At 73.4% G+C, this 10028-nt stretch carries 14 protein-coding genes; 8 read left to right on the top strand and 6 right to left on the bottom strand.

Annotation, left to right across the window (positions count from 1 at the left end; translation table 11 throughout):
* Window positions 1-111: 111 nt before the first annotated feature.
* The gene (locus HUW36_RS17235; protein ID WP_174529108.1) at window positions 112-468 is read right to left on the bottom strand and encodes a DUF3099 domain-containing protein; all 357 of its coding nucleotides are present in this window, start codon (window positions 466-468) and stop codon (window positions 112-114) included.
* Between the two features lie 106 nt (window positions 469-574).
* Between HUW36_RS17235 and HUW36_RS17230 the strand changes: the two genes are divergently transcribed.
* Entirely contained in the window at window positions 575-886 is a 312-nt protein-coding gene (locus HUW36_RS17230; RefSeq protein WP_246248200.1) for a hypothetical protein, read from the top strand.
* Entirely contained in the window at window positions 876-1187 is a 312-nt protein-coding gene (locus tag HUW36_RS17225) for a hypothetical protein (RefSeq protein ID WP_174529107.1), read from the top strand. Before HUW36_RS17230 ends, HUW36_RS17225 begins: the two co-directional genes overlap by 11 nt.
* Before the next feature lie 4 nt (window positions 1188-1191).
* Here the strand turns inward: HUW36_RS17225 and HUW36_RS17220 are convergent, their stop codons facing one another.
* The 3 genes from HUW36_RS17220 to HUW36_RS17210 all read right to left on the bottom strand — a co-directional run bounded on the left by HUW36_RS17220 (window position 1192) and on the right by HUW36_RS17210 (window position 4337).
* Window positions 1192-2424 carry a low temperature requirement protein A gene (locus tag HUW36_RS17220; RefSeq protein WP_174529106.1) on the bottom strand — a complete coding sequence of 411 codons (1233 nt, stop codon included), beginning with the start codon at window positions 2422-2424 and terminating at the stop codon, window positions 1192-1194.
* A gap of 4 nt (window positions 2425-2428) precedes the next feature.
* A complete protein-coding gene (locus HUW36_RS17215; RefSeq protein ID WP_174529105.1) occupies window positions 2429-3004 on the bottom strand; it encodes an HhH-GPD-type base excision DNA repair protein in 576 nt (191 codons plus the stop codon).
* Between the two features lie 112 nt (window positions 3005-3116).
* The gene (locus HUW36_RS17210) at window positions 3117-4337 is read right to left on the bottom strand and encodes a S8 family serine peptidase (protein WP_174529104.1); all 1221 of its coding nucleotides are present in this window, start codon (window positions 4335-4337) and stop codon (window positions 3117-3119) included.
* A 183-nt stretch (window positions 4338-4520) separates the two neighbouring features.
* On the opposite strand from HUW36_RS17210, the gene HUW36_RS17205 reads away from it, so the two are divergent.
* Together HUW36_RS17205 and dtd are read left to right on the top strand one after the other, a co-directional pair.
* Window positions 4521-6005, top strand: a complete 1485-nt coding sequence (locus tag HUW36_RS17205) for a DUF7782 domain-containing protein (protein ID WP_174529103.1) — start codon at window positions 4521-4523, stop codon at window positions 6003-6005.
* A complete protein-coding gene (gene dtd, locus HUW36_RS17200) occupies window positions 6005-6427 on the top strand; it encodes a D-aminoacyl-tRNA deacylase (RefSeq protein WP_174529102.1) in 423 nt (140 codons plus the stop codon). Before HUW36_RS17205 ends, dtd begins: the two co-directional genes overlap by 1 nt.
* A gap of 4 nt (window positions 6428-6431) precedes the next feature.
* On the opposite strand, the gene HUW36_RS17195 is transcribed toward dtd, so the two are convergent.
* Window positions 6432-7220 (bottom strand): sporulation protein, encoded by a 789-nt coding sequence (locus HUW36_RS17195; RefSeq protein WP_174529110.1) that lies wholly within the window; start codon window positions 7218-7220, stop codon window positions 6432-6434.
* Window positions 7221-7440: 220 nt separating this feature from the next.
* On the opposite strand from HUW36_RS17195, the gene sigB reads away from it, so the two are divergent.
* The 4 genes from sigB to HUW36_RS17175 all read left to right on the top strand — a co-directional run bounded on the left by sigB (window position 7441) and on the right by HUW36_RS17175 (window position 9782).
* The gene (sigB, locus tag HUW36_RS17190) at window positions 7441-8427 is read left to right on the top strand and encodes an RNA polymerase sigma factor SigB (RefSeq protein ID WP_091579604.1); all 987 of its coding nucleotides are present in this window, start codon (window positions 7441-7443) and stop codon (window positions 8425-8427) included.
* 118 nt (window positions 8428-8545) lie between these two features.
* On the top strand, window positions 8546-8881 hold the full coding sequence (locus tag HUW36_RS17185) for an ArsR/SmtB family transcription factor (protein ID WP_174529101.1): 336 nt from the start codon (window positions 8546-8548) through the stop codon (window positions 8879-8881).
* On the top strand, window positions 8878-9378 hold the full coding sequence (locus HUW36_RS17180) for an SRPBCC family protein (RefSeq protein ID WP_246248199.1): 501 nt from the start codon (window positions 8878-8880) through the stop codon (window positions 9376-9378). The genes HUW36_RS17185 and HUW36_RS17180 overlap by 4 nt, the downstream gene beginning before the upstream one ends.
* Window positions 9375-9782, top strand: coding sequence for a VOC family protein (locus HUW36_RS17175; RefSeq protein WP_174529100.1), 408 nt, complete (start codon window positions 9375-9377; stop codon window positions 9780-9782). Before HUW36_RS17180 ends, HUW36_RS17175 begins: the two co-directional genes overlap by 4 nt.
* 54 nt (window positions 9783-9836) lie before the next feature.
* Here the strand turns inward: HUW36_RS17175 and HUW36_RS17170 are convergent.
* The coding region (locus HUW36_RS17170) for an acetate--CoA ligase family protein (protein WP_174529099.1) at window positions 9837-10028 on the bottom strand (192 nt) is incomplete at its 5' end.

The following is a 10028-nucleotide window of genomic DNA, read 5'->3' as shown; positions in this document are numbered from 1 at the left end:
CGCGCCGCCCTGGGCCGCGCGGGCGACCTCGGCGCGCTGGCCGTGACCACGGTGGGCGCCCGTCCCACCCGCTGATCCGCGGGCCGGCCCGGGCGAGTCGGCCCGGGCCGGTCAGGGTTCGGCGTCGATGACCTTGTGCGGGCGCTCCTCGGCGGACAGCGCCATCGGCGGTGCCTCGTCCCGGTGGCGCTGCTGGAACCGGTGGGACAGGCGGTGCTCCTCCTTGGGCGGGCGGTCGTTCGCCAACAGCACCGCGAGCCACGGGATGAGCACCATGCCGAGGCCGCACAACGGCAGCCAGAGCCAGAGCAGCGGGGCCTTGACGCCGACCAGGATCGCGCCCGCCACCAGGCACGCGACCCGGATTCCCATCATCAGCACGTAGCGCTTCTGTCGGCTGGTGAGCTGGTCGTCCTGGCTGCGCGGGGCGTCGGTGATCAGGATCGGCTGGTAAGCCTGACGCTTCACCACGGACCTCCTACGAGGGGATACGGCCCATCCTGTCACTCCGGACGGATGATCGGCGAACTTCGACCGACCCGGCCCGTGTTACGTGCGTGGTACGCTCCGATTCGTGGCCAACCGGTTCAGCTTCACCGACGAGGCGTTGGCGAACCTGCGGGTCTACGACGTCACGCCCGGGGAAGTCTGGGAGGCCCTGCACAGCAACCGTCGGGTCATCCGGCACCTCGGCGACGACGTCATGGTGGTCTACGCCACCGACCACCGGGGCCGACGTCTCGCCGTGCTGCTGGCCGAGGCCGACGGCACCGACAACGACTGGGACATCCTCTCCGCCCGCGAGCTGAGCGACGTCGAGGCCAAGCGCTACGACGAGGCGGTGCGGAGGTCACGCCGACGAGGAGGCGGTCACCATGCACCGTGACGAGGCGACCAAGCGGTTCCACGCCGGCGGCGACGCGTTCGCCGACCTGATCGACGAGACGTCGCCGGCGCAGCTGCCCACCCCCGACACCGACGTGCCGATGGTGAGCCGCTCGGTGCGGCTGCCGGTGGAGACCTACGACCGGGTCCGGGCCGCGGCCGATGCCCGCGGCATCGGGGTGACCACCCTGATGCGGCAGTGGATCGAGGCCGGCCTGGCCGACCTGGACGACTCGGCCACCGTTTCGCTGGCCGACGTGCGCCGCGCGCTGGCCTCGCTGTCCCGCCCGACCGCCGCCTGAGCCCTCACGCCTCGGGGCCGGCCTCGCCGAGCATCTCCCGGCCGATCGGCGAGGCGGAGGACTCCGGCGGCCGACCCCAGGAGTGCCGGGCGTCGGCGAGCGCGACCAGGGCCAGCACGCCGGTCACCACGCCCAGCGCCAGCAGCGCCGACCCGGCCGTCAGTACCGGCGCGAGCAGCACCAGGGCCAGCAGCCCGGCCAGCCGGGAGCGGGACACCCGGCCGAAGATCTCGTACTCGAAGCGGGACCGGGCGGCCAGGAACAGGGCCGGGCCGCCGGCCACGAAGACCAGCCAGCGCGGTTCGGCCGGGTCGAACGGGTGGGCGATGACCAGCTCGTAGCCGACCGCGGCGGCGAGCACCCCGAGCACCATGACCAGGTGCGTCTGCGCGGCCGACTCGGCCAGCCGCCCTGGCGAGCCGGCCCGCCGCAGCGCCTCGGCGAGCAGGAACCCGGCCCGGTGGAAGTAGATCCGCCAGATCAGCGCGGTGACCAGGAACGCGAGCGTGAAGGCGGCGGCGCCCTGCCGGGAGAACCGCTCCCCGCTGTAGGCCACGCCGATCACCAGGACCGACTCGCCGAGCGCGATGAGGAAGATCTGCTGGTAGCGCTCGGCCAGGTGTTCCCCGGCGACCAGCCAGCTGCGGATGCGGGACCGCCCGAGCCGGGGCAGCGGCCAACCCAGGTACGTGCCGAGGTAGTCCACCGCCAGCGCCACCACCCACAGCGGCAGGCGCGCCCCGGGCATCAGTGCGCCGGCCAGCCAGAGCGGCGCGCTGGCGCCGGCCCAGGCCGCCAGCCGCAGCGGAACCGTCCGCCGCGGGTGGCCGCGCAGCGCCGCCAGGATCACCAGCGGCCGGCCGACCATCATCAGCACGTACGCCAGCGCGAACGGCAGCGCCCGCTCCTCCAGCGCCCGGGGCAACGTCACCCCCAGCACCAGACTGCCGAACATGGTGCCCACCACGACCACCTGGATGACCACGCGCTCCGGCTCGTACCGGCTGGTCACCCAGGTGGTGATGGTCCAGACGTGCCAGAGGACCAGGAACAGCAGCAGGGTTCGGCCGACACCGGCGGCCATCGCCACGCCGGAGCCGTCGATGTCGGTGATCAGCCGCTGCGACACCCGGGTCAGCGCGAACACGAAGACCAGGTCGAAGAAGAGTTCCAGGAAGGTGGCCCGCTCCGAGCTGGCCATGGTGCGCAGCAGCGCCCCGCCCCGCTGCTGGCTCATGGTGTCAGCCCTTCGCGGCCTTCGCCTCCGCCTTCATCCGCTGCTTGAACTCGCGCACCCGGCGCAGCGACTCGGGGTCGGTCACGTCGGCCACCGACCGGTGGGCGGCCGGGTCGCCGTAGTCGCCGGCCGCCTCGCGCCAGCCCGGCGGCGTCACCCCGAACCGCTTGCCGAGCAGGGCGACGAAGATCTGCGCCTTCTGCCGACCGAAGCCGGGCAGCTCGCCGACCCGGCGCAGCAGCTCCCGGCCGTCGGCCGCGTCGGACCAGAGCCGGGCCGGGTCGCCGTCGTAGCGCTCGACGAGCGCCCGGCAGACCTCCTGGGTGCGGGCGGCCATCGCCTTGGGGAAGCGGTGCAGCGCCGGTGGCCGGGCGAACAGCTCCACCAGGGCCTCCGGGGCGTACCCGGCCAGTTCCCGGGCGTCCGGCTCGTGACCGAGCCGCTGGGTCAGCACGTACGGGGAGGAGAACGCCTTCTCCATCGGCACCTGCTGGTCGAGCACCATGCCGAGGAGCAGCGCCAGCGGGCTGCGCCCGAGCAGCTCGTTGGCCTGCGGGTCGATGGGCAGGGAGAGCGTCATGCCCCCATCCTGCCGCCCCGGCGACCGGTCGCGGGCCCGACTCCCCGACGAGCGCGACGCGGCCCGGTGGACCGGGCTGGGGTCCACCGGGCCGCGTCGGCTCACGGTGCGGTCAGTTCACCACGAAGAGCAGCCGGTTCGGCGAGCCCGAACCCGGGTTGGTCACCTTGCCGGTGGTGGCGTTGCCGGTCAGGTAGCTGGCCACCTGCGCCGGGCTGTACGAGGTGTTCGCCGACAGGACGAGCGCGGCGGCGCCGGCCACGTGCGGGGACGCCATGGACGTGCCGCTGATCGTGTTGGTCGCGGTGTCGCTGGTGCGCCAGGCCGAGGTGATCGACGAGCCCGGGGCGAAGATGTCCACGCAGGAGCCGTAGTTGGAGAAGGACGACCGGGCGTCGCTGCTGGTGGTGGAGCCGACGGTGAGCGCCGAGGCGACCCGGGCCGGCGAGGAGTTGCAGGCGTTGGCGCTGGAGTTGCCGGCCGCGACGGCGTACGTGATGCCGGAGCTGATCGAGTTGGCCACCGCGTTGTCCAGCGTGCTGCTGGCGCCGCCACCGAGGCTCATGTTGGCCACGGCCGGCTTCACCGCGTTCGAGGTGACCCAGTTGACGCCGCTGATCACGCCGGCGGTGGTGCCGCTGCCCGAGCAGTTGAGCACCTTCACCGCGACCAGGCGGACGCCCTTGGCCACGCCGTACCTGGTGCCGCCGACCGTGCCGGCGACGTGCGTGCCGTGGCCGTTGCAGTCGGTGTTGTTGCTGTCCACCGTGTTGGTGCCCCAGGTCGCCCGGCCGCCGAAGTCGGTGTGGGTGGTCCGGATGCCGGTGTCGATGATGTAGGCCCGCACGTTGCTGGCCGTGTTCGGGTAGGTGTAGGTGCTGTTGAGCGGCAGGTTGCGCTGGTCGATCCGGTCCAGCCCCCAGGTGGCGCCGGTCTGGGTGCCCTGGACGGTCACCCGGCGGTCCTGCTCGACGTACGCGACGGCCGGGTCGGCGGCCAGTCGACGGGCCTGCGTGGCGCTCATCGTGGCGCTGTAGCCGGTGAGGGCGGCGCTCCACACCGTGCCGACGGCGCCGCCGTAGCGCTTGGCCAGGCCGGCCGCCCGGTCCGGCACGGCGGTGCGGGCGGTGCGGCTGTTCGCGGTGCCGACCGCGTCGCCCTTGAGCACGACCACGTAGCTGCCGCTGACGGCGTCGGCGGCGCCGGCGTACCGGATGTCGCCGGTCGGCGCGGCGAGGGCCGGGGTGGAGGCGGCGGCGGTGAGGGCCGCGGCGGCGGCCGTGACGGCGAGCGCGCGCAGTGCACGCCGCCGGGGAACGGACACGTCGGGCATCGTCTGGCTCCCTACCGGGCGGGCCGGTTCGTGGCCGGCGGACCGCCCATCGACGGATGTTGGGGGGAATGCTAGCCATACATCGATGCCCATGAAAGAGATAGTTGCCGATTGATACCGTCTCCGGCCCGGTTCCGGCGGGTGCGCGCCGCTCCGGCCGCCGGGCGAGGCAGGATGGCCGGTGTGAACCGTCACGACATGCTGCTCTCCCCCGCCGGGGTCGACGCGCTGCGCACCGCGCTGACGCTGGCCCGCTTCACCGCGAACGGGATCGCCGACCGGCTCGGCCCCCAGGCCACCGGCGGCGTGGCCCGCAACGACCACCGGGCCGCGCTGCGCGCCACCGAGGACCGCGACCGGCTGGGCACGCTGATCCGGGTGTTCATCTGCGAACAGACCGAGTCCGAGCCGGTCGTGGCCGAGGCGCTCGCCCCGCTGACCGTGGACGAGGCGCTGGCCGGGGGCATCGTCGAACGGCACGGCGACGGGCTGCGCGCCGGCGTCGACCTGGAGCCGTACGGCGACGACTGGTGGGTGCTCGCCGACGTGCCGGCCAGTGCCCGGCCCGGCCGCCCGCTGCACGCCGAGCACGTGCTGGGCGTCGGCGGCGCCACCCAGACGCTGATCGGCGCCGCCGTGCGCCGCACGGTCGACACCGCGCTCGACCTCGGCACCGGCTCCGGCGTGCAGGCGCTGCACCTGGGCACCCACGCCCGCCACGTCACCGCCACCGACGTCTCCGAGCGGGCGCTGCGCTTCGCCGCCACCACCGCCGCGCTCAACGGACAGGACTGGGAGCTGCTGCGCGGGGACATGGTCGCCCCGGTGGCCGGACGCCGCTTCGACCTGGTGGTCAGCAACCCGCCGTTCGTGGTCGGCCCCGGCACCACCACGCACATCTACCGCGACTCCGGCCGGGTCGGCGACGCGATCGGCGCCGAGCTGGCCGCCGCCGCGCCGGACCTGCTCACCGAGGGCGGCACCATGCAGTACCTGGCGAACTGGGTGCACGTCACCGGCGAGGACTGGGCCGAGCGGGTCACCGGTTGGTTCGCCGGCACCGGCCTGGACGCCTGGGTGATCCAGCGCGAGGTGGCCGACCCGATGGCGTACGTGAACCTGTGGCTGACCGACGTCGGCGAGAGCACCGACCCGGCGCGGATGGAGGCCTGGCTGGACTGGTTCGACGCGCACAAGGTGGAGGCGATCGGGTTCGGCATCGTCTCGCTGCGCCGGGCCGGGCACGACCGGCCGGTCGTCCGGGTCGAGGACCTGCGCCAGCGGGTCGAACCGCCGCTCGGCGACCGGATCGGCGAGTGGTTCGACAGGCAGGACTGGCTGCGCGCCCGGGACGTCGACGGCCTGCTCGCCGCCCGCTACCGGGCCGCCGACGGGCTCCAGCTGCGCCAGGAGGCCACCATGGGCGACGACGGCTGGGCGGTGGACCGGCAGGTCCTCGCCATGCCGCGCGGCCTGCGCTGGTCGGAGGAGATCGACCCGCTGGTGCTCGCCCTGGTCGGCGGCGCGGACGGCCGGCTGCCGCTGCGCGACCAGCTCGCCCTGCTCGCCGCCGCGCACGACGTGGCCCCGGACGAACTGGCCGAGGCGGCCGGACCGATCGTGGCCCACCTGGTCGAGCGCGGCCTCGTCGAACCGGTGACCGACTGATGCGCGCGCTGGTGCAGACCGTCGGCCGGGCGTCGGTCACGGTCGACGGGGCGGTGGTCGGCGAGATCGCCGACGGGCTGCTGGTGCTGCTCGGCGTCACCCACACCGACACCCCGCAGGTCGCCGCCACCATGGCCCGCAAGCTGCACGAGCTGCGCATCCTGGACGAGGACCGCAGTGCCGCGGACACCGGCGCGCCGCTGCTCGTGGTCAGCCAGTTCACGCTCTACGGCGACGCCCGCAAGGGCCGGCGGCCGAGCTGGACCGCCGCCGCCCCGGCCGAGGTGGCCGAGCCCCTGGTGGACGCCGTGGTGGAGGAGCTGCGCGCCCGGGGGGCGAAGGTGGAGACCGGCCGGTTCCGCACCCACATGCTCGTGGAGAGCGTCAACGTCGGTCCCCGCACCCTCCTGCTGGACCTGTGACGGCCTAGAAGAACAGGCCGCGGCGGGACAGCGACTGGCGCAGCCAGCCGTCGAGCTGGGCGGCCCAGTCGGTGCGGTCCGCGGTCGCGTGGTCCACGGTGAACCGGCCGAACGCGTCCCGACCCTCGGTGAACAGGCCGCCGCGCTTGTCCATCTCCAACACCACCTGCACCTGGTGCGGATCGGTGACGAAGGTGACCTCCAGCTGGTTCATCGCGCCGGCGTACTGGGGCGCCGGATAGAACTCGATCTCCTGGTAGAACGGCAGCTGCTGGCGTACGCCGTAGATGTGGCCGCGCTCCACGTCCGCGCGGGCGAAGCGGAAGCCCAGCCGCAGCAACGCCTCCAGCAGGCGCTCCTGGGCGGGCAGCGGGTGCACCGAGACGGCGTCCAGGTCGCCCTTGTCCACCGCCCGGGCCACCTCCAGCTCGGTCCGCAGCCCCATCGTCATGCCGTGCAGGTGCTGGCCGTAGAGGTCGGTGAGCGGGGTCTCCCAGGGCACCTGGAAGCGGAACGGCACGTCGTAGCGCTGCCCCGGGTCCAGTCGGAACGGGCCGGTCACCTGGGCCCGACCGAACTCCTGGTTGGTGTCGTACTCCGAGTCGCCGCTCTCCACCTCCACCCGGGTCACCAGCCCGAGCGCGACCCAGCTCACATCCACCGGGTGGTCGCCGCCGACCACGTGGACGCGGCCCTCCAGCTGACCGCCGGGGCGGCAGTTCGGGTTGGCCAGCACCGTCTCCACCGACGGACCGCCCACACCCATCGCCTGCATGAGCCGCTTGAAGACCACCACGTTCTCCGATCGCCTGTTCGTTCCCGACCCCACCGGCCGGACGCTGGCACGGTAACCGGGTCGGGCAAGCGACAGCCGGACTTCCGGCGGGATTCCTGTCGGGTCCCCGATCGCCTCACTCCCGTCTCACGCCCCGACCGCCAAGCTTGTTGTCACCGGCCCACCGCGCCGGCGGCACGGGGACCGGTAGGGCACGTAGGACACGGGGAGAACAGAGATGACCCAGCGAATGATCGAGCACCAGGACATGGACGTCACCCTCACCGACCTGGACGCCACCGACGAGCGCGGCGTCTCCACCGACCTGGTCCGGGCGTACCTGAACGGGATCGGCCGCACCAAGCTGCTCACCGCGGCGCAGGAGGTGGAGCTGAGCAAGCGGATCGAGGCCGGGCTCTTCGCCGAGGAGAAGCTCGCCACCTGCACGCCGGTCTCCGCCGAGCTGCGCGCGGACCTGGCGCTGGTGGCCGCCGAGGGCCGCGCCGCCAAGGACCACCTGCTGGAGGCGAACCTGCGGCTGGTGGTGAGCATCGCCAAGCGCTACACCGGGCGGGGCATGGCCTTCCTCGACCTGATCCAGGAGGGCAACCTCGGCCTGATCCGCGCCGTCGAGAAGTTCGACTACACCAAGGGCTACAAGTTCTCCACGTACGCCACCTGGTGGATCCGCCAGGCCATCACCCGCGCCATGGCCGACCAGGCCCGCACCATCCGCATCCCGGTGCACATGGTCGAGCAGGTCAACCGCATGGTCCGGGTGCGGCGCGAGCTGTCCGTGGCGCTCGGTCGCGAGCCCACCGTGGCCGAGGTGGCCACCGCGCTGGAGATCCCCGAGTTCCAGGTGATCGAGCTGATCTCGTACGACCGGGAGCCGGTGAGCCTGGACCAGGCGGTCGGCGAGGACGGCGAGAGCGCCCTCGGCGACTTCGTCGCCGCGGTGGACCCGCGCGCGGAGCCGGGCGACGCCGCCACCAACGGCGAGCTGCGCAACGAGGTGCGGATCGTGCTGGCCACCCTGTCCCAGCGGGAGCAGGCGGTGATCCGGCTGCGCTTCGGCCTGGACGACGGCCGCCAGCGCACGCTCGACGAGGTGGGCCGCGAGTTCGGGCTGTCCCGGGAGCGGATCCGGCAGATCGAGAAGGTGACGCTGCTGAAGCTGCGTGACCCGGAGCGGGCGAACCGGCTGGAGGCGTACGCCTGCTGACCCGACGCCCCACCGACAGGCCCCGGCGGTTCGCCGGGGCCTGTCGCGTGCCCGGTGCTTGACCCGCCCCGGCACAGTGGATATAACCAACCGGTTATCGAACCGGGAGGTTATAGACGTGACCGCCGACCTGCTCGACGCGACCTTCGCCGCGCTGGCCGACCCCACCCGGCGGGCCATCCTCACCAGGCTCGCCGCCGGCGAGGCGACCGTCACCGAGCTGGCCGCACCGTTCGCGATGAGCCAGCCGGCCGTCTCCAAGCACCTGCGGGTGCTCGAACGCGCCGGCCTGGTCACCCGTGGCCGGGACGCCCAACGACGCCCCTGCCGGCTGGACGCGCGGCCGCTGCGGGCGGCCGTCGCGTGGCTGGCCGACTACCGGGACTACTGGGCCGAGAGCTACGCGCGCCTCGACGAGGTGCTCGCCGAACTGACCGCCGGGGACCGGGAGTGAGCGCCGGTCCGGCGGACCTGACCGTGACCCTCCACGGGGACCGGGAGATCCGGCTCAGTCGCGACTTCGCCGCCCCGAGGCACCTGGTGTTCGCCGCCTTCACCCGTCCCGACCTGCTGGTCCGCTGGTGGGGGGCGCGGGGCTGGCACCTGATCGAGTGCGCGGTGGACCTGCGGGTGGGCGGGCGCTGGCGCTTCGTCTCCCGGGGGCCCGACGGCACCCTGATGGGTCAGGGCGGCACCTACCTGGAGATCGACCCGCCGGCCCGGCTGGTGTGCACCGAACTCTTCGACGGCCAGTCCTATCCGGGCGAGACGCTGGTCCGCCACGACCTCACCGGGTCGGCGGGCCGGACGACTGTCGTCACCACCCTGCGGTTCGCCACCCGGCGCGGCCGCGACACCGTGCTCCGCTATCCCATGACCCGTGGCCTGGCCGAGGCGTTCGACCGGCTCACGGACCTGCTGCACCCGACGACAGAGGGAGTGACCCCGTGAACTGGACCCTGGAAGTGGTCATCGTGCCGGTCTCCGACGTGGACCGGGCCAAGGAGTTCTACGCCGAACGGGTCGGTTTCGCCGTCGACCACGACACCGACCTCGGCGGGGTGGGACGCATCGTGCAACTGACGCCCCCGGGCTCCGGGTGCTCGATCGTCCTCGGCCGGGGCGTCGTGCCGGAGATGCCGCCCGGCTCGCTCAAGGGCCTGCAACTGGTGGTGTCCGACCTGGAGAAGGCCCGCGCGGAGCTGGTCGAACGGGGCGTGGAGGTCGGCGACATCCAGGTCGTCGGCCGCAACCCACGGCCGGTGCCGCACCCGCTGGACAACGTCGGCTTCGTCTTCTTCCGCGACCCCGACGGCAACGAGTGGTCGGTGCAGCAGATCTCCTCCCGCGCCTGACGGTGTTAAGAAGGGGCCCTTCCTCTACCGGAGGCGTTAAGAAGGGGCCCCTCCTTACAGCCGGCGCGGGCCGGTGTCGGGGCGCGGGCTCTCCGCGCCGGTGCGCACGGTGGCGTGCAGCACCGAGATGCCGTCCGGGCGGGCCAGCACCGGGTTGAGCGTGAGCGACCGCACCCGGGGCTGCTCGTCCGCGAGCCGGCCGACCCGCAGCAGCAGGTCCACCAGGGCCGCCCGGTCCACCGGCGC

Origin of the sequence: Micromonospora maritima, assembly GCF_902825405.1 — a bacterium.
In the GTDB taxonomy this organism is placed as follows: Bacteria; Actinomycetota; Actinomycetes; order Mycobacteriales; family Micromonosporaceae; genus Micromonospora; species Micromonospora maritima.
This window is presented reverse-complemented; position numbering and strand designations above follow the sequence as displayed.

Coding starts and splice junctions, on each gene's coding strand:
- HUW36_RS17225 (WP_174529107.1), top strand. CDS start 876: ATGCACCGTGACGAGGCGACCAAGCGGTTCCACGCCGGCGGCGACGCG.
- HUW36_RS17220 (WP_174529106.1), bottom strand. CDS start 2,424: ATGAGCCAGCAGCGGGGCGGGGCGCTGCTGCGCACCATGGCCAGCTCG.
- HUW36_RS17215 (WP_174529105.1), bottom strand. CDS start 3,004: ATGACGCTCTCCCTGCCCATCGACCCGCAGGCCAACGAGCTGCTCGGG.
- HUW36_RS17210 (WP_174529104.1), bottom strand. CDS start 4,337: ATGCCCGACGTGTCCGTTCCCCGGCGGCGTGCACTGCGCGCGCTCGCC.
- dtd (WP_174529102.1), top strand. CDS start 6,005: ATGCGCGCGCTGGTGCAGACCGTCGGCCGGGCGTCGGTCACGGTCGAC.
- sigB (WP_091579604.1), top strand. CDS start 7,441: ATGACCCAGCGAATGATCGAGCACCAGGACATGGACGTCACCCTCACC.